The organism is Streptomyces sp. NPDC005303 (assembly GCF_040607335.1).
Lineage (GTDB): Bacteria > Actinomycetota > Actinomycetes > Streptomycetales > Streptomycetaceae > Streptomyces.
This window is the reverse complement of sequence record NZ_JBEXGM010000062.1, coordinates 1-20,329: the sequence shown is the minus strand read 5'-3', so window position 1 is coordinate 20,329 and position 20,329 is coordinate 1. Positions and strand designations below refer to the sequence as shown.

Sequence of the window (20,329 nt, the reverse complement as noted above, 5' to 3'; positions counted from 1 at the left end):
GCCGTCGTGGCGGAACAGGCTCATGGGCCCATTCTCGCCTACCCGGGAGCGTGCTCGTCGGTGACCGTGATTACGGTCGGCGGCGTCCAGTGCGCCGCCGCGCTCCGGAGAGTCGTCTCCCTCGAAACGAGCCGCAGCCGTCGTGAGAACAGAGCCTGACCGAGATGCGGGATCACCCGTCACGGGCGAGGCTGGTGCCGTGTCAGCGCGCCGAGCGATCGTCCACCCGCCCCCTGAGACCGGCGGCCGCCCGGTGCGCACCGACGACCGGAGCTCCCGCACCGCGTACACCCTCCACGGCCTGACCCACTCGGGTCTGGTCGGGTGGCACGAAGGCGAGCCGGAGGTGGGGACCCCCTGAGTCGGCGCAAGGGGGTACCGGACGGCGGGGAACGCGATGTGGAAGCGGTTCTCGACGAGCTCTACACCACGCCCCCGGCCCACTTCGTCGCCCGTCGTGAGGAGCTGGCCGCCGCGGCCAAGTCGGCCGGCCACGCCGACGATGCCCGCCGGATCCATGCGGCCCGCCGCCCCACGCTCGCGGCCTGGGCCGCGAACCTCCTGCTGCGCTCCCAGCCGCAGGAGAGCCGGCAGTTCCTGGAGTTGGGGCAGGCGTTGCGCGAGGCATACCGCACCCTGGACGCCGCAGGGATCAATGAGCTGTCCGAGCAGCGTCGGCGCATCGTGGCTGCCTTGTCCCGGCAGGCGGTGCAGCTTGCTCAGGAGGCCGGGCATCGGCTGTCGGACCCGGCCCGGCAGGACGTCGAGTCCACCCTGCGCGCCGTGCTCACCGATCCGGATGCAGCGGACCGGTGGGCGGGCGGCCGCCTGGAGGGCGCTCTCACCCCGCCGTCGGACTTTCCCGGCGCCGACCCGCCGACCAGGGCTGCGCGTAAGCCGAGTCGGGAGACGCCTCGACCGCCGTCGGCCCGGACGCGGGCAAAGGACGAACTCGCCGAACGGCGCCGCCTGCGGCGGGAGCAGCTCGAACACGCCCGGGCAGCAGCCGAGGAGTCCGCGCAGCGGCTGCGGGGCGCGCGTACCGAAGAGGCCGATGCCGAGGCCGCATTGCAGCGGGCACGAGACCTGCACGACGAGGCCCGGCAGCAGGTGTCCGCCGCCGAGCAGCAACTGCAGCAGGCACGCCAGGAGCTCCAGCGCGCCGACCGGGAGCAGCAGGAGGCTGAGAAGCGCGGCAAGACGGCCGCGGCTGCACACACACGGGCACGACAGGAAGCGCGCGAGGCTGCACAGGAGGTGAAACGCCTGACCGTACGCGACAGGTAGGTGAAGCCCGGACACGACAGGGACCTGACTCCGACGCGGCACCCAGACCCCTCGACAGCCTCGCCGCCCACGCCGCCCAAGCCGTCCACACCGCCCACGATCAGCCAGGTGCACGCTGACAGTGACGAACGGGGCCGTGACGGACGGGGCCCCTGCCCGGCCGTCGGCTGCGCGACACGGCGGGAGGCCCCTGTGCGGAACCGCCCGCCGGAAGCATCAGCCCGGGCCGAGCCGGTTCAGTGCTGCCGCTTGCCGTGGTAGCGCTCGGCGAGGCGGGCGACCCGAAGGAAATACGCGACGCCGACGTCTCCGCCATCGCCGCCCTGGACGAGCGACGCGCAGGAGGCTGTACGACCTTGTGGTGCGCCAGCCCCTCCCCTTCGGCCGGGACGAGGCGGCCGCCGCGCTCGGTCTGGCGCGGCAGACCGCGGCGTTCCACCTGGACCGGCTGGCCGATGAGTCCCTGCTCGACGTGGTCTACGAGCGGCGCAGTGGGCGGGCGGGTCCGGGGGCCGGTCGGCCGGCCGAGCTGTACCGGCGTTCGGCGAAACACATCGCGGTCAGCCTGCCCGACCGGCGCTACGAGCTCGCCGGGCGACTCCTTGCGCAGTCCGTCGAGGAGTCCGGCGCAACCGGTGAGCCGGTACAGGAAGTACTAGACCGCAAGGCCGAAGAGCTCGGCACGCTGCTGGGCGGCCCGGGCGCCGGCGGTCTCCGCGACCTGCTGGAGCGGTACGGGTTCGAGCCGCGGCACGAGGAAGGCGCCATCGTGCTCGGCAACTGTCCCTTCCATGCACTGGCCCGCGAGTACACACAGACGGTGTGCGGCATGAACCTGAATCTCCTGCGCGGTGTCCTTCACGGGCTGGGCGAGTGCGGGTATACGGCCTGTCTGTCGCCCAGCCCGGGCAGGTGCTGTGTCCGGTTGGAGCCCGCCGCCTGATCACCCGGACGACAGGACCGGACTGTGCCCCGTCTGTCTCCGGTGTGGCAGTGAACGTCGGGGAGTAGGTGCCCGCTGCCAGACCGTTGAGCAGGGCGAGAGCGAAGTCGGTCAGGGTGTCGCCGCGCGGGCGGCCACTTGCGGTCACGGCGGCCGAGTCCCCTGACCCGGTCGAAGACGCCGACGGAGTAGCAGGTGACGGTTCGTTCCCCCTCGCGGCGTGGCCGTTCGCACCTACGCCAACCGGAAAAGGATTGGACGGCGCGATGGCTGGCCTTGTAGCTTGCGGTCGTCCGTGACACCGCCCGAGGAGGTGAGGCCCATGAACGCTGTAGCGATGTGGGTGCTCCCCCTTGCCGTCACGGCCGGCGATTGACACAGGTGTCGCCGGGAGCGCCTCGACAACAGGGCACTCCCGAAAGGCAAGACTTATGGACCCTTCGCAGTTCACCGCCGAGCCGTCGCCGAACGAAACACCCGGAGCTGATCGATCGCCCCGCGGCTTCGACTTCGACGTGATCATCGCCGGGTGCGGGCCGACCGGCGCGATGCTTGCCGCCGAACTACGGCTGCACGGTGTGCGGGTTCTCGTCCTGGAGAAGGAAACCGAGCCCGCGTCGTTCGTCCGCATCGTGGGTCTGCACATGCGCAGTCTCGAACTGATGGCGATGCGCGGACTGCTGGACCGCGTTCGCGAACACGGACGACAGCGTCCGGCCGGCGGATTCTTCGCCGCCATCGACAAACCCGCGCCACAGGGCCTGGATTCCGCGCACCCCTATCTGGTGGGAATCCCGCAGCCTGTCATCGTCGACCTGCTCCAAGCCCATGCGATCCAACTGGGTGCGCAGGTGCGTCTCGGGTGCGCGGTAGCTGGATTCGAGCAGGACGAAGACCGGGTGACCGTCAGGACGGCCGACGGCGAACAGCTGCGTTCGCGCTACCTCGTCGGCTGTGACGGTGGCCGCAGCACCGTACGCAAACTGCTGGGCGTCGGCTTCCCCGGCGAGCCCTCACGGACCGAGACCCTGATGGGCGAGATGGAAGTGGGCGTACCGCAGGAGGAGATCGCCCCCAAGGTGGCCGAGATCCGCGAGACCCATCACCGATTCTGGCTCCGGCCCTTCGGCCAAGGGGTCTACAGCGTCGTGGTCCCCGCCGGGGAAGTCGGTGATCGCTCGAAACCGCCCACCCTCGAGGATTTCAGACACCAACTGCGTGCCGTCGCCGGAACCGATTTCGGCGTGCACTCCCCCCGCTGGCTGTCCCGCTTCGGGGACGCGACCCGGCTGGCCGAACGCTACCGGGTCGGACGGGTGCTGCTGGCCGGCGACGCGGCACACATCCATCCGCCCGTCGGCGGACAGGGCCTCAACCTGGGCGTCCAGGACGCGTTCAACCTCGGCTGGAAACTGGCCGCCGAGATCCGCGGCTGGGCACCGGAAACGCTGCTGGACACCTACGAGGCCGAACGTCATCCGGTCGCCCTGGACGTGCTGGACAACACCCGCGCCCAGATGGAACTCCTGTCGACAGAACCGGGTCCGCGGGCCGTGCGCAGGCTGCTCACGGAACTGATGGACTTCGACCAGGTGAACCGTCGTCTGATCGAGAAGATCACCGGGATCGGCATCCGCTACGACTTCGGCGCAGGCCCCGACCTGCTCGGCCGCCGTCTGCGCGACATCGACCTGGAACAGGGCCACCTCTACGGTCTGCTGCATCGCGGCCGCGGACTGCTGCTGGACCGCACCGAACGCCTGACCGTCGGCGGCTGGTCGGACCGGGTCGATCAACTCGCCGATCCCACCGCGGCACTTGATGTTCCCTGCGTCCTGCTACGCCCCGACGGCCACGTCGCCTGGATCGGCGACGAGCAGCAGGACCTGGACGACCATCTCTCCCGCTGGTTCGGCAGACCCGTGGGCTGATTCCGCCTGAGCAGAGGAAACCGGACGCCTTCCCACGGTCGGTCCGACGGCCCGATCTGCCATCATGGCCGAAACGGAACCTCGTTCCAGGACGCTACGGAACCGGATCCACGCCGCGTTCCGACGAGAGGAGCCTCACGGTGAGCGACAGCCGCCAGGGCACGGAGAAAGCCGCCGCGTCCCAGCGCAAGGACGTCCGGCGCAACAAACAGATCCTGCTGGACGCGGCTGCCGCCGCCTTCGTCACCTCGGGCGTGGAAGCACCGGTACGCGACATCGCGGCCCGGGCGGGCGTCGGAATCGGCACGATCTACCGGCACTTTCCCACCCGGGCGGACCTGATCGTCGCGGTCTTCCGCCACCAGGTCGAGACCTGCGCCGAGGCCGGCCCCGCCCTGCTGGCCAGCTGCTCCAGCGCATACGATGCGCTGGAGCAGTGGATCGACCTCTTCGTCGACTTCCTGGTGACCAAACACGGACTCGCCGCCGCCCTGCAGAACGACAACGCCGGCTTCGAGACCCTGCACGCCTACTTCATCGACCACCTCGTACCGGTGTGCACGGAACTCCTCGACGCCGCCGCGGCCGCCGGCGAGATCCGCTCCGACATCAAGGGGCTCGAGCTGATGCGCGGCGTGGGCAACCTCTGCGTCGGCGCGGAGAACGATCCCAGCTACGACCCGCGCACCTTGGTCGCGCTCCTCGTCGCCGGACTGCGCCGGCCTCAGCTGCCCGGGTCCGGGGCAGGCCGCGGCGGGACCTGAACGGCGGGCCCCGTGCGTCCACACCGCAACACCGACCCGTCCGCGTGAAGGCGCCACCGTGCGGGTCCGCGGCCCCCGGATCAACTCCCGCTACGGCCCGCCGCCCGCCATCTGTTCATGGCGGGCGGCGTCGAGCGGGAGGTGCGCGGAGGGTGCGCGGCGTACCTCGGTGACCTGGCCGACCGCCAGTTCGTCATCGAGGCCGTCGCCGAGGCCCGCGACATCAAGACCAGCGTCCTGCGCCTGCCGGACAAGGCGGTCGAGGACCCCGCCGCAGTCCTGACCACCAACCCCTCATCGACCTCGACACCGCCCAGGCCGTGGCCGAGTCGATGTACAAGGAGTACAAGGAACCGCTGTACGCGCCGCCCGCGCCGCTGCGCCGCATGGTCGCCGCGGGTCACCTCGGCCGGAAGAGCGGCCGGGGGTTCCACATCTACGAGGGCTGAGGCGAACCCGACCGCTGCGGGCGGTCCTGAAGAGGCCAGTTGTGCAGGGCGGCGTCGGCCAGCTCCTGGAGTTCGTCGCGGCCGACACCGCTCGCGGCCTGTACGGCGATGCCGTAGGCGAAGGTGGTGACGTAGCGGGCCAGCACTCCCGGATCGGTCCGCGCAGGCAGATCGCCCTCGCCGACGGCTCGCTGGAACCGCTCGCGAACGCAGGTGTAACCGTCGGTCCGCCAGGCGACGAGGAGGTCACGCACCTCCTGCCCGGAGTCGCCGGTGCACAGGGCGCCCTGGACGCCCAGACATCCCTGGGGATGCGCCGGGCGGGTGGTGGTACGGACGGCTCCTGCCAGGATCGCGGTGGCGACGCCGAGGGCGGTCGGCTCCTCCAGGGCGCGGGCCAGGTAGGCGCTCGGGCCTTCGGTGTAGCGCTTCAGGACCTTGCGGAAGAGCTCTTCCTTGTTGCCGAAAGCCGCGTACATGCTGGTGGTGGAGATGCCCATCGCCTTCGTCAGACTGGCGGTGCTGGCTCCTTCGTAGCCGTGCTCCCAGAAGACCAGCATGGCGCGCTCGAGAGCTTCGTCGGTGTCGAATCCTCGGGGTCGGCCGATGGGGCCGCTCTGTTTGCTCTCCACACCCGCAGTCTACCTCGTTCCGCAACGATCGCTGCAGAAGTGCTACTGTCGATTTACGCAGCGATCGTTGCGGAAATCGAAGGGGCTCTGGCATGGGATTACTCGAAGGCAGGACCGCGCTCGTCACCGGGGGCAGCACCGGTATCGGCCTGGCCAGTGCCGTCCGGCTGGCGGCCGAGGGCGCGCACGTGTTCATCACCGGCCGGCGCAAGGCCGAACTCGACGCGGCCGTCGAAGCGATCGGTCCCACGGCCACCGCGGTGCCCGGCGACATCTCCGACCTGGCGGACCTGGACCGGCTCTACGAGACGATCCGCAGCCGGGGCCAGGGCCTGGACGTCCTGTTCGCGAACGCGTCCATCGCCTCGCTCACACCGCTGGAGCAGGTCACCGAGGAGGACTTCGACACCCTCTTCGGCATCAATGTCCGGGGCATGCTGTTCACCGTCCAGAAGGCGCTGCCCCTGCTCAACGACGGTGCTTCGGTCATCCTCAACGGCTCCACCAACGTGGATGTCGGCGATGAGGGCCTCGGCGTGTACGCGGCGACCAAGGCGGCCACCCGGTCGTTCTCCCGGACCTGGGCCAACGAACTCAAGGGACGCGGCATCCGCGTCAACACCGTCACACCCGGACCGACCGACACCCCTGCCCTGAGGGCCCTCACCCCCGACCCTGAGGGGTTCCAGCGGCAACTGGCGACGCGCGTGCCGCTGGGCCGGCTCGGACGCCCCGAGGAAGTCGCCGCCGCCGTCGCCTTCCTCGCCTCCGGGCAGAGCAGCTTCATCACCGGTTCGAGCCTGTACGTCGACGGCGGCCTGAACCAGATCTGAGAGTGCGCGAACGTCGTCACCCGGAACCGCCCCGCGAAAGGGTCACCCATGTCCGACAGCGATCTGCGCGCCTTCTACCTGCGCTATATCGAGGCACTCAACGCCCACGAGTTCGACAGTATGGACGAGTTCATCAACGACGTGACCACGCTGAACGGTGAGCCCGCCACCCGGGACGACGTCATAGCCGTCCAGAAGCATGACGTGGACGCGGTTCCCGACCTGCACTGGGAGCTCAGGGAACTCCTCTTCGACGGTGACCGTCTGGCTGCGCGTCTGGTCAACACCGGTACCCCGGTGAAGCCGTGGCTCGGCGCGACTCCCACCGGAGCCAAGTTCGAGATCGTCGAGTACGCCGTCTATCAGGTCCGCGACGGCCGCTTCGTCCACATGACCGCTCTGCACGACGCCGGCGAACTTCTCCGGCAACTGACCGGCTGAGCCCGCGAGATCAGCGCCGACACCTCGGCCGACGGACCGCACCTCACCAACGGCCCACCCGGGCCCATCGACTCGCGAGGACACACATGCCCATCACACTGATCACCGGCGCCAACAAGGGCATCGGCTACGAGACAGCCAGACAGCTGCTGGCACTGGGACACATCGTCTACATCGGCGCTCGTGACCCCGAGCGAGGCGAGAAGGCCGCAGCCGCGCTCGGCACACGGTTCGTGCAACTCGACGTGACCGACGACGCGTCCGTGACCAGCGCGCTGGCGGCGATCGACGCGGCCGAGGGCCGACTCGACGTCCTGGTGAACAACGCGGGCGTCCTGGGGCACGGCGGCACCGACGGTCCCTCGGCGCTGCGGGCCTTCGACACCAACGCGGTGGGAATCGTGCGGGTCACAGAGGCGGCGCTTCCCCTGCTGCGCAAGTCCGCCAACCCCACCGTGGTCAACGTCTCCAGCAGCGCCGGGTCCTTCTGGGCGGTGACCAATCCGGACCGGCCCGAGTTCCACCTGCCGTTGGCGCTCTACTCCGCGTCCAAGGCCGCGGCCACCATGCTCACGGTCCAGTACGCCAAATCCCAGCCGGGGATGAAGTTCAACGCGGTCGAGCCCGGCACCACCGCGACCGATCTGACCGCGGCTTTCGGAATCGGAAGGCCGCCGGAGGAGAGCGCCAAGGTCGTGGTGCGTCTGGCGACTCTCGACGCGGACGGTCCGACAGGAACCTTCCAGGACGAAGACGGAGTGGTGCCCTGGTAGCGCAGTGAACCGGTCGGGGGCAGCCCCCGACCGTTCTTGCACGGCGGCTTCGTCACCCGCCGGACCGTGACCGTCTCAGGCGAAGTCTGCCTCGGTGATCCCGTCGGGATGCCCGGACGGCCATTCCACCAACTCGATCCGGTAGCCGTCCGGGTCCGTGAGCCAGGACGTCTTCGGGCCGTGAGCACCGCCCGGGTACTGAAGGGGTTCGGGCGCGAGGCCGGCTGCGGTCAGCGTCCGAAGGGTGGCGGCGAGCGTTTCCACCTGGATGGCGAGGTGGTCGAAACCGCTGCCCACGTCGACCGGTCCGTCGCCGGGGCGGTGGACGAGTTCGAGCGAGGCCGCCGGTTCGTCGGGGAACTTGAGGATCACGAGGCGGGCCCCGTCCCCGACCTCGACCCTGCCCAGTTCGCCGTAGCCCAGGGCGGTGTAGAAACCGAGTGAGCGGTCCAGGTCGGTGACGCGGTAGGAGACGAAGAGAGTCTTCACGCGGCCACCTCGGTTCGGCGCACCCGGTAGCGGAGGTGCGTGACGTCTCGATCCTCGAGCCGCCGGACGAGGTCGAGTTCGATGTGATCGCTCCCCAGGTGGTCGAACAGCCGTCGACCGGTCCCGAGGAGGACCGGAACCAGGTGGATCTCCATCTCGTCCAGCTGCCCGGCTCGGAGCAGCGCTTGGGCCGCCCCCGCTCCATGGACCATGACTGGCCGGTCCCCTGCGGCCGCGCGAGCCTGACGGGCGCAGTCCTCGACATCGGTGGCGAAACGCGCGTGGCCCGGTGGTACGTCCCCGTCATCCACCCGATGAGTGAGTACGAAGATCGGCACGCCGTCGTGGTGATCGCCCTGCCAGCGCCCGGCGAGTTCGAAGGTCCGACGGCCGGAGACGACCGCGCCGGTCGCCAGCGCCTCGCGGTAGACCTGACCGCTCGGACCGTCGGACTCCCGGTCGTCGAGCCAGTTGAAGAGCCGTCCGCCGTCGCGTCCGAGCTCCTGCCCGGGCCGGTCGTCCGGCCCTGCGATGAAGCCGTCGAGCGACATCGACATGTACAGCCGAATCGGATTCCTCATGCTGGTCTCCCTCTCTTCTCCGCGACACCGGGATCCGGCGTTTCCTGATCCACCGACGGGGCGGGGGTGTCGTAGGACAGACCTCGGGCAACCGGCAAACTCATCGCCGCGCCGGGGCGCGCTCAGGCGGCTCGATACTCGACAGGCATATGCCACCAGTACCACCCCCTCAACGAACGGCACAGCACTGCCGCATTCGGCGTACCGCTCGTCCCCCTGCCGACCGGCCCGCTTCCGTCAGAGCGGCCCATGCCGACCAGGACTGGTGTACGACGTGCGGACGGTCGAATCCGAAGGCGTGGGGCCACACGGGACACCTGTGGCACTTCCGTAACACCCTCACCACAGGCACCCGTCCAGGCCGGCGTGCGTGCGGGGCTTCCGCCAGAAAGTTCAACGGAAGACACATCCACTGCCCGGACACCCGCATAACGTGCGGTGACCCGAACCGCCTCCGCTCCCCCACCTTCTTGCGGTCCGTGACGCCGGGCCCACCGCGCTAGGAGTTTTGGGATGTCCTACGACCGCTCGGAATTATCCCTGCCGTACCGGCACCACGGACGGGTCCCCTCCCCCACCGCTCTCCGGCCGCCGTCCCCCGCGGCTGCCGGAGACCGTGCGGGCAGCGGGGCCCGTCAGCGTTCGTGGTCCAGTTACCACCGCGCTCTGCGGGTACTGCGCCGTGCCTGCCGTTGGCAGCGGCGCGTGGCCACCCTCGTCGCCCTCGGATACTTCGCCGTCTTCCTCACCCTCACCGTCAGGGCCCCCGCCTTGATGGCCCGCCCGTCCCTCGGCGGACTCCCCGCCGGCCTGCTGCTCGCCGTCGTACAGATCCCCGTCACCTGGCTGGCCGTCCTGCTGTTCGAGTACTCGGCACGGCGGTTCGTCGACCCCCTGGCCCGCAGGGTCAACCAGTACGCCCGTCCGGCGGACGGCGACGGGCGGCCCCGGGCATGACAGACCTCGGCGGCTCCGCGCAGTCCTGGTCCCTGGTCGCCTTCTGCAGCATCGTCACCCTCACGCTCCTGTTGTGCGTACTGACCGGCCCGGACCGCGACGACCTGGAGGAGTTCTACACCGGCTACCGGACACTGTCCCCGCTGCGCAACGGGCTGGCGGTCGCAGGCGACTACATCTCCGCCGCGACCGTGCTCACCATCGGCGGGGTCATCGCGCTGTGCGGCTACGACGGCGTCGTCCTGGCCCTGAGCACGCTGCTGTCACTGCTCCTGCTGATGTTCCTGCTCGCCGAACCGCTGCACAACACCGGCCGGTTCACCATGGGTGACGCACTGAGCCGACGTGTCCCCGGGCGGGCCGTGCGCATCACCGCGTGTGTGGTGACCCTGCTGTCGCTGATCCCGATGATGATCGTGCAACTGGCGGGCGTGGGCCAGCTCCTGGCGTTCATCCTGGGCTTCTCCAACCGTGCCATGCAGACCGGCTGCATCCTCGGCGCCGGCATCCTGATGATCAGTTACGCCGCCCTGGGCGGGATGAAGGGCACCGCGCTGATACAGATCATCAAGACGGTGATGCTCCTCGGGTCCGGCCTCGTGGTGGCCGTGCTCATCCTCGCCTCCTTCGGCTGGCACCCGGGAACCATGGTCGACACCGCCGCGCAGCGCAGCGGGGCCGGCGAGGCCTTCCTCCGGTACGGCCTGCAGTTCGCGGACGGGCCGCACCCCGGACTGGACATGATCAGCACGCAGGTCGCCATCGTGCTCGGCGGCGCCTGCCTACCGCACGTCACCATGCGGATGTACACCGCGGGCAACGCCCGCCAGGTACGGCGCACGATGTCCTGGGCGGTGTCCTCGGTCGCCCTGTTCATGCTGGTGATCACCGTCATCGGCCTCGGCGCCACGGCACTGGTCGGCCGTGAGAAGATCACCGCCGCCGACCCGCACGGCAGCACCGCCTACCTGCTGGGCGCCCGCGCGGTGTTCGGCTCCGATGTCTCCCGCGCCGAGAGCCTGGTGTTCAGCACCGTCACGACGGCGATCTTCCTGACCCTCCTGGCGTCCGTCGCCGGGATGACGCTCGCCTGCGCCAACTCCCTGGCGCACGATGTCATCGCCTCCCGGAACGGCCGCATGCCCGCGCTGCGGGAGATGACCCTCGCGCGGGCCTGCGCGCTGATCGTCGGGATTCCGGTGGTGCTGCTGGCCGCCCTCGCCCAGCACCGCAGCCTCCAGCCCCTGGCCACCCTGTCCTTCTGCATGGGCGCCTCCGCCATCGCGCCCGCGCTGGTCTACTCGCTCTTCTGGCGACGCTTCGGCAAAGCCGGCCTGCTCGGCACACTCATCGGCGGCTCGGTTGCCGTCCTGGCCCTGATGTCGGGCACCCGGCTCGTCTCCGGGTCACCGGCGGCGGCCTTCCCGGAGGCCGACCTGAACTGGTTCCCCTTCACCACGACCGCCCTGGTCTCCGTACCCGTGGGCTTCGCCTGCGGCTGGCTGGGCACCGTCGTGAGCGGACGCCGCAGCGCCCGCCGCGCCCGCGAACGGTACGCGGGCATCGAGCAACTGATCCTCGCCGGACCTCCCCGACGACGCCCGAGCTGGAGCCCGGACGGCCCCTGAACGGAACTCCTCAGCACCGTGCTTCTGGTCCCCACGCCTCTCCAGGCGTGGGGACCAGAAGCACGAACTTACTTTCCGCTACGGCCGTCAGCCGCAGGTCAGGGTCGGTACCCCCCAGTCGCCGTGGTCGTTGCCGTTGCCGTCGCCCGCGTCGCCGACCGTGAGGTCGACCACCTGTGCGCCGCTGACGTCGACGTCGATGGGCACGGCGGTCTGTCTGCCGCCGATCGTCGGCGTGGTCACCAGGGTCCTGCCGTCGGCGATCACGGAGAACGTCACCGTTCCCGCACCGTTCGTCTCGTCGTCGACGCCCACCTGCGCCGTCAACCGCGAACAGCTTCCGCCCAGGTAGAGCTGGACGTCGCTGAGCGCGTTGGTGCCGAGGCCCTTGGCGTAGCCCACGCCGGCGACGGTGATCGTACGACCGTCACCGGCGGCCTGTTCGCCGACGCTGCTGTCACGTTCCACCGGGCCCCATCCGTTGGTGGAGGACAGGAACGGCAGGTCGCTCACCGCACTCTTTCCGGTGGGCGGAGTCGGCGGTATTCCGCCGATGATGCGCTCGTCGCCACCGGTGGCCTGCCGTCCGTTCTGCGCGTAGTGGACCGTGGTGGTGAGTGCCGAGGCGGACGGCAGCTCCCCGGTCGGCGGCTGGACCTTCCAGGTGAAGGTGGCCGATCCGCCCGGCTTCAGGCTCTTGAGGGACAGCGGGCTCGTGGCGCTCACGCTCCAGCCGTCGGGGGCGGAGAGCGAGGCCGTCAGCCGGGATGCGGACGCTCCGCCCTTCGGCACCCGAACGGTCGTCCGGGCCGTGAAGGCCTCCCCCGGCTGCGCCGTGTCGGGTACGTCGAGGGTGACATCCGCTCCCGGCCGCTTGGGCATGGCGTACTTGCGGGAGTCGTAGCGGGGGCTGGCGTTCTGCGCGACGCGCAGGGACGAGGCGTAGCTGCCGTAGTCGGTGAGCGAGACCTTTCCGAGGCCGCCGGTGCTGCCGTCCAGGTTCCAGACGGCGATGGCGATGCTGTTGCGGCCGTTCGGGTCGAGGATGCCGTTGGGGACGGGGAAGGTGTGCTGCGGGCCGAGGTAGTTGACGTAGTTGCCGACCTGCCAGCCGTTCACGAAGATCGTGGCGCGGTACTTGCGTGCCGGGTCGTCGGTGAACGTCAGCCCGAGTGAGGTGTCCTGACCGTGCGGCAGATCCAGGGTGGCATCGGTCCGGTACCACGAGACGCCGGGGCGGGTGTCGGTCGTCGGCAGGGACACCCGGTTCCACTTGGCGTCCGGGTAGCCCGGCAGGGACCAGCCCGCCCGCTCGCCGTACAGGCCGCCCGTCGAGAGCGCGCCGCGCACCGTGTCCTGGAGGTCCTCACCGCCGCGTACGCCCTGAAGGCGCCAGGTGACGGAGGTCAGCGGGGCTCCGACGAGGGAGGCGCTGGTCAGGCCGCGCGCGGTCTTGTTGCCGTTGGTGGAGTTGTAGTCCTCCTCGTGCCCCATGTTCACGGTGAGCACGGAGATGACGTTGTCGCCCTGGGACTTGACCGCACCGGCCGGGAAGGTGAAGTCGGCGGCGCCGGTGGTGGAGCTGCCCAGGAAGGTGCCGTTGAGCCAGGCGGAGAAGGCCTGTGCGCCTCCGCCGGAGTCCGAGACCAGGTGGATGCCGGTCTCCTTGCCGGTGGCGCGGAAGCGGCCGCGGTACCAGGTGTTGCCGGTGTGGAAGCCGTAGTCGTCCGCGTAGAGGACCGGCAGCTTGTTGATGCCGGAGACGCTGTTGGTGGTGGTCTTGTCGGCCACCTGCCAGGTGGTGTCGTCGAAACCGGGGGCCGCTTCGGGGGATTCCTCGGCGTGCTTCCAGTTCGTCAGGTCCGGCAGGCTCACTGGAGCGGCCACCGGGATCTTCCCGGTGAGGCTTCCCGTGTCGGTGGTACGGGTCTTCAACGCCTTGCCGTTCCAGGTGACGTGGTCGGCGGAGGTGAACACCTCGATGTTCTTGTCGTCGGCGTTGTCGCCGGTGAGCGCCACGGTACGGCCGCCGTCCCGGCTGGTCGCCGTCCGCAGCAGGTGCGTGCCGCGCACCAGCACGGGACCGGTCGCGGTGTCCTGACGCCAGAAGGTCTTCGCCGTGGCCTTGTCGCCCACGAGCAGCAGCAGCGGGCGCTGTCCGCCGCCGCTGACACTGATCCGGATCAGGCCCTTGTGGGTGTAGTTCAGCCGCAGATCGCCGGTGGCCGGGTCCCAAGTGGTGGTGACCGTACCGCCGGTGGCGGTCACGGTGGGCTCGGAGGAGTAGCGCAGGACGGTCTCGCCGTCGCTGTCCTGGTCGCCGTAGAGCACGGCGACGTCCCGGTCGCCGATGGTCGCGCCGGTCATGATCTCGGAGGTCGAGTACTGCAACTGCGCGTCGCCGAGCCGGTAGTTCGCCACGATCACGTGGGAGTCGCGGCCGTCGAGGGTGATCGCGGTGCCCGGCTGCTGGGGCACGACCGGGTAGGTCGGCTGGGCGGCGGCGGTGCCCGTCGGCACGTCGATGGCGTCGATGGCCACGTAGTTGTCGGTGGACCCCGAGCCGTGGTTCCCGGCGACGACGATCTTCAGGGTGTGTGCCCCGGGCGTCAGGCCCGACTTCTGGAAGACGACCGCCTGGTTCTCGGCGCCGGAGTCGTCGACCGTGGCCACCTTGGTGCCGTCGAGGTAGACGTCGGCGTTGCCGTGGTTGTTCGTCTTCGAGCCGATCCAGCGGATCGCGGTGCCGTCGAAGGGGACGGTAAGCGAGTCACCGGCCTTGTTGGAGAACGACTCGGTGTGCTTGTAGTCGCCGCCGGTGTAGCTCGTGTCGTGCACGTGTGACCACGAACCGGCGTACTGGAGCGCGGAGTCGGGGTCGTCCCAGGTGTAGGTGGTGTCCGCGGCCGGCTGGGCGTTGAAGTCCAGGGAGATGTGGGTCCTGTCGACCGCCGTGGAGGTGGAGTTCCCGTGCCGCAGCACGTGGAACTGCGTCTTGGTGTCCGGGTTCATCCGGGCCGTGTCGACGACCGCGGAGTCGTCCGGGGGTGTGGTCCGGATCGCGTCGGTCTTGGTCAGCGGGGCCACCGACTGGGTGAAGTACCCGATCAGCTTGTCCTCGTCGTACTTCGGATCGAGCTGTCGCGTCTCGCGGATCGCGGCCCCGTAGTCGTACGAGGTGTAGTTCTGCGGCATGCTCAGCCAGCCCCAGTTGGTGCCGCCGTACGTCATGTAGAAGCTCTGTGCCGTCGCGCCGACCGCGATGTTCTGCTTGTAGAACACGTTGGCGAACTGGTCGTTGATCAGCTCGGCGCACTTGTCGTAACCCGGACCGCCCCACGGGTCGAAGGCGCCGCCCTGGAACTCCGGGGAGTACAGCGGCTTGCCGGCCGGGTGGTCGTAGCTGATGTCCGGGACGCCGTTCCACTTCGAGGGGTTCGAGCAGTCGAAGCCCTGCGGGTAGGAGTCCGGGCCGTCCACGTCCAGGGCGCCCGCACCGGAGTTGAAGGTGCCGTTGTTGTTGCCGGTGAGCGGCACGGTGATGCCGTCGGCGCGGGCCTTGTCCTCCAGGTGCTGCATGTAGGAGCGGGCGGCCGCGGAGCCGTTGTAGTACTCGTTCTCGACCTGGTAGGCGATGACCGACCCGGTGCCGTTGGTGAGTTGGTGCCGGGCGATGATCCGGTCGATCTGCGTCAGCCACTCGTCGGCGTACTTCAGGAACCGCGGGTCGTCACTGCGGTTGTTCTCCGCCTTGGTGGTCAGCCAGCCGGGCAGGCCGCCGCTGTCGACCTCCGCGTTGATGTACGGCGCGGGGCGGGCGATGACGTAGAGCCCGGCCTCCTCGGCCATGTCGAGGACCCTGTCGGCATCGCGGACGCCGGTGAAGTCGTACACGCCCGGCTTGGGCGAGTGGTATCCCCAGTCGAAGTACAGCGAGGTCGAGTTGAAGCCGGCCGCCTTCATCTTCTGGAAGATGTCCCGCCACAGGTCCGAGCTGGGGAGCCGGAAGTAGTGGAACTCGCCGGACCAGAGGTAGGTCCGCTTTCCGTCGACGAGAAACGAGTAGCCGTCGAGAGTCACCGTGTGCGCCTGCGCGTCGGCCGTCGGCGCGGCGGCAACCGTCTGCCCGCCCGCCTCTCGCGCCGTGGCGGGCGCGATCATGCCCACGGCCAGGGCGACGGTCGCGGCCGTCGCCAGGGCCGCCCTCCACCACCCTCGGCGACCGGGTCTCGGGGTCTCTGGATCGGTCCGGTTTCCTCGCACTGCGGCCTCCATTCGCCTGAGCGATCAGCATCAAACAGACTCAGGCAAAGTCGAACAGTAGGGCGGTGGTTGGCTCAACACAATGGGGCGGTAGAAGGCGGTTGTGGCGGTGGAGGCGGCTGAACGCCGGGCGGCTGTCCGGCTCGGGCCGGCATGCCGAGGCCCGGGACGTGGCGAAGGCCTGCGGGCTCGCCGCCCTCCGCCACACAGCGTCGGACGGTGACATCCCACGACGGGCTTTCCGGTGAGGAGTTCAACCCTTCGGCGGGGATCTCGGCGCCCTGACGGTGTCCGGGTGCGTGGCGACGTAACAGGCGGTGCCGCTGCCGTACGGATGGCGGGTGATGGCCGGGGCGCCCGTCAGAAGATGGTGCCCCAGGCGTGGTTGAGCGCGGTCAGGTCGTCGCCGTACTTCGCCCTCAACGAGTCCCGGAAGGCGGCCGCCCTGGTGTCGCAGCAGCAGGCGGCGTTGTGGCAGCCGTACGCGTTGTGGACGTGCCACATGGCGACAGCCGGGTGGTCGGCACAGCGCTCGGCCAGCGCGCCCGCGGTGCCCGCGGCACGGCAGGCGGGGCTGGACGGGCAGAAGGTCTGGCGGCCGCCGTACGACAGCGTACGGTCGTCCAGGTCGACCGGCCGCGCCTCGGGACGGGCGCGGAAGAACCAGGCGGGCGGGGCGGCCGTCGGGGTGTCGAGGTGGGCGGCGATGCCGTTCTCGTGGAGCGGATCCAGGATCTGTCCCTGCGGAAGAAGCCGTGGACGCCCTCGGACGGCTCCAGCACGGCCCAGGAGAAGATGCCGACGCTGACCTTGGTTATCCCTGCGCCAACCCTTGACGTACGGGGCCGTCCTACGTAGACATGACCACGCGGTCAGACCGCGTGGTCATACAGTTGACCTCGTTCGATGCAGACGTACGGTCGTCGGGAGACTTCATGGCACCAACAGTGGGCGAGAGCGCGGGCTCCTCCACGCCGCGCAGCGCGGACGTGGCCCGGCTGGCCGGTGTGTCCCGCAAGACCGTCTCCCGCGTCCTCAACGACGAACCCTACGTCTCCGACGCGGCTCGCCGAAAGGTACTCGCAGCCGCCGAGGAACTCGGCTACCGGCTGAACCAGGCGGCCCGCACGCTGGCCTCCGGGCGCACCGGTTCCATCGGCGTGGTCGCCCTGGGCACCGCCGGATACGGCACCGCTTCACTGCTCGTGCACATCGAGCGGGCCGTGCGCGACGCGGGGTACGCCCTCAGGGTGGTCAACACCGCGGACGGCGCCCCCGCGGGTATCGCCGGCGCCGTGGAGTCACTGCTCGAACAGGGCGTGGACGGTGTCGTCGTGTCCGAACCCATCGTGGAGGGAGACGTCGGCGTCCGCGTCGACGTCCCCGTCCTCTTCCTGGGGGCACCGCCGGCCTTCACCGCCCCCCGCACGGTCACCGTGGGTGTGGGCGCCCGCGCCCTGGCCCAGGCCGCCACGGAGCATCTGCTGGATCTGGGGCACGCGACCGTTCACCACCTCGCCGGACCGCGGCGCTGGTACGCCACCAAGGACCGCATCGAGGGATGGCGGGCGGCACTCGCAGCGCGGGGCGCGCACGAGCCCCCGCTGCTCAACGGCGACTGGTCGGCCGCCTCCGGCCATGCCGTGGGGCAGGCGCTGGCCTCGGACAGGTCCGTGACCGCCATCTTCGCGGCGGGCGACGAGATGGCCATCGGCCTGATCCACGCCCTGCGGGAAGCCGGTCGCCGGGTGCCGGAGGACATCAGCGTCGTCGGCTTCGACGGCAATCCCGTCTTCGCGTACGTCTCTCCTCCTTTGACCACCGTGCGCCAGCCCTTCGAGGCCGCGGCCCGTGAAGGTATCCGCCTTCTCGTGCACGCGATCGAAGATCCCCACACCGACCTGCCGCAGGCGAGCGATCCACCGGTCGAACTCGTCGTCCGCGGCTCGACCGCGCCTCCGCCGTCCCACCCCGACGCGGCGTTCCGACGCACCACCTGAGAACACCCCGGCATCCCACCTGAGAGCACCCCGGCACCGACCGGGGCACACAAGCACGCTCTCGGGCACCGCCGCGCCCTGCGGGCTCGCCGCTTCCCACCCCCGGATCGACCCGGGGGCGAGCGCCGAAACACACCATTCCTTCCCTGTCCTGGGAGCCGCACATGTCCCCTGCCCTGATGGACACCACCCCCGACGCCGCTCGGCGTTCCCGCCCCACCACCCTGCTGTTCCTGTTGCTGTCCCTGATCGTCGCCGTGGCGACGGTGCTGTTGCCCGCCCCGGAGCGGGCGCAGGCCCTCTCCCGCCCCTCGCAGACGATGTACACCCCGCCGGCGGGTGCGCCTTCGCCCGGTTCGCTGTATCCGCGGGCCCTGCGCCTGGAACACAACGGATCGGCCGACGGCACCCTGCTCGCCACGTTCGAGCAGTACACCTCCGGCACACCCGTCTTCCCCATCTACCGCAGCACCGACAACGGCAACTCCTGGAGCAAGATCTCCGACATCGCCGACACCCAGAACGGCTGGGGCATGCGCTGGGAACCCCAACTGTTCGAACTCCCCACGGCGATAGGCGGCTTCCCGGCCGGGACCATCCTGGCCGCCGGTGACTCGGTGCCCTCCGACCGCTCGGCCACCAAGATCGACCTGTACGCCAGCACCGACCGCGGACAGACCTGGAGCTTCGTCACCAACATCGCCACCGGCGGCGCCGCCCACGACACGAACGGGAACACCCCCGTCTGGGAACCGTTCTTCCTGGTCTCCGGCGGCAAGCTCATCGTCTACTACTCCGACCAGCGGGACCCCGCCCACGGGCAGAAGATCGTCCACCAGGTCTCCACGGACGCCCGCACCTGGGGCCCGGTCGTGGACGACGTGGCCATGCCCACCTTCAGCGACCGTCCGGGCATGCCGACCGTCGCGAAGCTGCCGAACGGCAAGTACGTCCTGTCGTACGAGTACGGGGGCGCCCCGGAGGGCAACTTCTCCGTCTACTACAAGATCTCCTCCGACCCGGAGGCGTTCGGCTCGGTCACCGGTATCCCGTTGCGGACGACGGACGGCGTGGTACCCCAGAGCGCTCCCTATCTGACCTGGCTGCCCACCGGCGGCGCCAACGGCACCCTCGTGGTCAGCGCCAACAGCGCGGACGACCTGTTCATCAACACGCAGAACGGCGCCGCGAACACCTGGACGCGCATCAACGCCAACGTGGCCGGCGGCTACAGCCGCGGCATGACCTCCCTGCCCGACGGGCACAGCCTGCTCGTACTCAGTGCCGGACGTGGGGGCAGCGGCCTGTCCAACCCGGTCACCTACAGCATCATCGACCTGGGCGGTGGCATCTCCGACGGCGCCACCTACACGGCCTCCAACGCGGGCAGCGGCCTGATGCTCACCATCGCGGGGGGCTCCACCACCAACGGCACCTACGCCACCCAGCAGAACGCCGACAACGCGAACGACCAGAAGTGGAAGTTCGTCCAGCAGCCTTCCGGCTACTTCAAGATCTTCAACGTGGCCAGTGGCAAGGTCCTGGGCGTGGAGAACCAGTCCACCGCCAACGGCGCCAGGATCCCGCAGTGGGACGACAACGGCACCCCGGACCACGAGTGGGCGGTCACTCCGAACCCGGCGGGTGGCTTCTCCCTCCTCAACCGGCTGACCGGCAAGTACCTGGAGATCCCCGGCGCCTCCACCACCGTCGGCACCGTCGCCGGGCAGTGGGACAGCACCGGCTGCGCCTGTCAGCGCTGGAACCTCACCCAGACCGACCTGCCGGCCCTCGGCACCGGCCAGTACGTGCTCGTCAACAAGAACAGCGGCAAGTACCTGGAGATCCCCGCCTCGTCGACCACCCCGGGCAAGGCGGCCGACCAGTGGCGGAACTCCGCCTGTGACTGCCAGCTGTGGACCTTCCAGTCCCAGAGCGGCGGCGCGTGGACCCTGCAGAACGTGCACAGCAACCTACGGCTGGACGTCAGCAACTCCGCCACCTCCGCCGGCGCGGCCGTCGTCCAGAACACCGCCTCGGCCGGCAACTCCCAGAAGTGGACGCTGTCCAGCGCGGGCGGCGGCTACTACAAGCTCGTCAACGTCGGTAGCGGCCTGCTCGCCGCCGTGGCCCAGTCGTCCACCGCCGACGGCGCCGCCGTCGTGCAGTGGGGCGACGCCGGCATCAACGACCAACTGTGGAAGATCGTCCGGGTCAACTGACGGACCGCGTATGTGATGACGGGGCGCAGGAACCGCTTGCGAAGCTGCGCAACGAGGGGCTTGTGCGCGGGATCCATGGGATCGGCACCGAGGTGCTGGATCAGCCGGCTCCGATGTCATCGGGGTCCCAGCGACA

At 69.8% G+C, this 20,329-nt stretch carries 15 protein-coding genes and 4 pseudogenes; 14 read left to right on the top strand and 5 right to left on the bottom strand.

Annotated features, from left to right (window positions below; genetic code table 11):
* The first annotated feature begins 199 nt into the window (after positions 1-199).
* The 6 genes and pseudogenes from ABZT93_RS39465 to ABZT93_RS39440 all read left to right on the top strand — a co-directional run.
* Entirely contained in the window at positions 200-361 is a 162-nt protein-coding gene (locus tag ABZT93_RS39465) for a hypothetical protein (RefSeq protein WP_356113798.1), read from the top strand.
* 38 nt (positions 362-399) lie between these two features.
* Positions 400-1,287: a hypothetical protein gene (locus tag ABZT93_RS39460; protein WP_356113796.1), complete on the top strand. Its 888-nt coding sequence runs from the start codon at positions 400-402 to the stop codon at positions 1,285-1,287.
* 254 nt (positions 1,288-1,541) lie between these two features.
* A pseudogene (locus ABZT93_RS39455) lies at positions 1,542-2,230 on the top strand (transcriptional regulator).
* Between the two features lie 431 nt (positions 2,231-2,661).
* Positions 2,662-4,161: a rifampin monooxygenase gene (rox, locus tag ABZT93_RS39450; RefSeq protein WP_356113793.1), complete on the top strand. Its 1,500-nt coding sequence runs from the start codon at positions 2,662-2,664 to the stop codon at positions 4,159-4,161.
* A gap of 140 nt (positions 4,162-4,301) precedes the next feature.
* Complete coding sequence (locus ABZT93_RS39445) at positions 4,302-4,925, top strand: TetR/AcrR family transcriptional regulator (protein WP_356113791.1); 624 nt, start codon at positions 4,302-4,304, stop codon at positions 4,923-4,925.
* 165 nt (positions 4,926-5,090) lie between these two features.
* Positions 5,091-5,374 (top strand): annotated as a pseudogene (locus tag ABZT93_RS39440) (3-hydroxyacyl-CoA dehydrogenase family protein); the annotation flags it as partial.
* On the opposite strand, the gene ABZT93_RS39435 reads toward ABZT93_RS39440, so the two are convergent.
* The gene (locus ABZT93_RS39435; protein ID WP_356113789.1) at positions 5,362-6,006 is read right to left on the bottom strand and encodes a TetR/AcrR family transcriptional regulator; all 645 of its coding nucleotides are present in this window, start codon (positions 6,004-6,006) and stop codon (positions 5,362-5,364) included. The pseudogene ABZT93_RS39440 and the gene ABZT93_RS39435 overlap by 13 nt on opposite strands.
* A 92-nt stretch (positions 6,007-6,098) precedes the next feature.
* On the opposite strand from ABZT93_RS39435, the gene ABZT93_RS39430 reads away from it, so the two are divergent.
* The 3 genes from ABZT93_RS39430 to ABZT93_RS39420 all read left to right on the top strand — a co-directional run bounded on the left by ABZT93_RS39430 (position 6,099) and on the right by ABZT93_RS39420 (position 8,053).
* Positions 6,099-6,839 carry an SDR family oxidoreductase gene (locus ABZT93_RS39430; protein ID WP_356113787.1) on the top strand — a complete coding sequence of 247 codons (741 nt, stop codon included), beginning with the start codon at positions 6,099-6,101 and terminating at the stop codon, positions 6,837-6,839.
* A gap of 48 nt (positions 6,840-6,887) precedes the next feature.
* A complete protein-coding gene (locus ABZT93_RS39425) occupies positions 6,888-7,280 on the top strand; it encodes an ester cyclase (protein WP_356113785.1) in 393 nt (130 codons plus the stop codon).
* Between the two features lie 86 nt (positions 7,281-7,366).
* The gene (locus ABZT93_RS39420; RefSeq protein ID WP_356113783.1) at positions 7,367-8,053 is read left to right on the top strand and encodes an SDR family NAD(P)-dependent oxidoreductase; all 687 of its coding nucleotides are present in this window, start codon (positions 7,367-7,369) and stop codon (positions 8,051-8,053) included.
* A 75-nt stretch (positions 8,054-8,128) separates the two neighbouring features.
* On the opposite strand, the gene ABZT93_RS39415 is transcribed toward ABZT93_RS39420, so the two are convergent.
* Both ABZT93_RS39415 and ABZT93_RS39410 read right to left on the bottom strand, forming a co-directional pair.
* Positions 8,129-8,542 carry a VOC family protein gene (locus ABZT93_RS39415; protein ID WP_356113781.1) on the bottom strand — a complete coding sequence of 138 codons (414 nt, stop codon included), beginning with the start codon at positions 8,540-8,542 and terminating at the stop codon, positions 8,129-8,131.
* The gene (locus tag ABZT93_RS39410; protein ID WP_356113779.1) at positions 8,539-9,123 is read right to left on the bottom strand and encodes a dihydrofolate reductase family protein; all 585 of its coding nucleotides are present in this window, start codon (positions 9,121-9,123) and stop codon (positions 8,539-8,541) included. The genes ABZT93_RS39415 and ABZT93_RS39410 overlap by 4 nt, the downstream gene beginning before the upstream one ends.
* Before the next feature lie 513 nt (positions 9,124-9,636).
* On the opposite strand from ABZT93_RS39410, the gene ABZT93_RS39405 reads away from it, so the two are divergent.
* Together ABZT93_RS39405 and ABZT93_RS39400 are read left to right on the top strand one after the other, a co-directional pair.
* Positions 9,637-10,080: a DUF485 domain-containing protein gene (locus tag ABZT93_RS39405; protein WP_356113777.1), complete on the top strand. Its 444-nt coding sequence runs from the start codon at positions 9,637-9,639 to the stop codon at positions 10,078-10,080.
* Positions 10,077-11,708, top strand: a complete 1,632-nt coding sequence (locus ABZT93_RS39400) for a cation acetate symporter (protein WP_356113774.1) — start codon at positions 10,077-10,079, stop codon at positions 11,706-11,708. Before ABZT93_RS39405 ends, ABZT93_RS39400 begins: the two co-directional genes overlap by 4 nt.
* 87 nt (positions 11,709-11,795) lie before the next feature.
* On the opposite strand, the gene ABZT93_RS39395 is transcribed toward ABZT93_RS39400, so the two are convergent.
* Positions 11,796-15,971 (bottom strand): beta-galactosidase, encoded by a 4,176-nt coding sequence (locus ABZT93_RS39395; protein WP_356113772.1) that lies wholly within the window; start codon positions 15,969-15,971, stop codon positions 11,796-11,798.
* Positions 15,972-16,334: 363 nt separating this feature from the next.
* Positions 16,335-16,789: pseudogene (locus ABZT93_RS39390) on the bottom strand (beta-galactosidase); the annotation flags it as partial.
* Positions 16,790-16,906: 117 nt separating this feature from the next.
* On the opposite strand from ABZT93_RS39390, the gene ABZT93_RS39385 reads away from it, so the two are divergent.
* From ABZT93_RS39385 to ABZT93_RS39375, 3 genes and pseudogenes are all read left to right on the top strand, one after another.
* Positions 16,907-17,971, top strand: coding sequence for a LacI family DNA-binding transcriptional regulator (locus tag ABZT93_RS39385; RefSeq protein ID WP_356113770.1), 1,065 nt, complete (start codon positions 16,907-16,909; stop codon positions 17,969-17,971).
* A gap of 164 nt (positions 17,972-18,135) precedes the next feature.
* Positions 18,136-20,193: an RICIN domain-containing protein gene (locus tag ABZT93_RS39380; RefSeq protein WP_356113768.1), complete on the top strand. Its 2,058-nt coding sequence runs from the start codon at positions 18,136-18,138 to the stop codon at positions 20,191-20,193.
* Between the two features lie 23 nt (positions 20,194-20,216).
* Positions 20,217-20,329, top strand: a pseudogene (locus tag ABZT93_RS39375) (GntR family transcriptional regulator); the annotation flags it as partial.

Coding starts and splice junctions, on each gene's coding strand:
- ABZT93_RS39385 (WP_356113770.1), top strand. CDS start 16,907: ATGGCACCAACAGTGGGCGAGAGCGCGGGCTCCTCCACGCCGCGCAGC.
- ABZT93_RS39400 (WP_356113774.1), top strand. CDS start 10,077: ATGACAGACCTCGGCGGCTCCGCGCAGTCCTGGTCCCTGGTCGCCTTC.
- rox (WP_356113793.1), top strand. CDS start 2,662: ATGGACCCTTCGCAGTTCACCGCCGAGCCGTCGCCGAACGAAACACCC.
- ABZT93_RS39425 (WP_356113785.1), top strand. CDS start 6,888: ATGTCCGACAGCGATCTGCGCGCCTTCTACCTGCGCTATATCGAGGCA.
- ABZT93_RS39430 (WP_356113787.1), top strand. CDS start 6,099: ATGGGATTACTCGAAGGCAGGACCGCGCTCGTCACCGGGGGCAGCACC.
- ABZT93_RS39405 (WP_356113777.1), top strand. CDS start 9,637: ATGTCCTACGACCGCTCGGAATTATCCCTGCCGTACCGGCACCACGGA.
- ABZT93_RS39420 (WP_356113783.1), top strand. CDS start 7,367: ATGCCCATCACACTGATCACCGGCGCCAACAAGGGCATCGGCTACGAG.
- ABZT93_RS39380 (WP_356113768.1), top strand. CDS start 18,136: ATGTCCCCTGCCCTGATGGACACCACCCCCGACGCCGCTCGGCGTTCC.
- ABZT93_RS39410 (WP_356113779.1), bottom strand. CDS start 9,123: ATGAGGAATCCGATTCGGCTGTACATGTCGATGTCGCTCGACGGCTTC.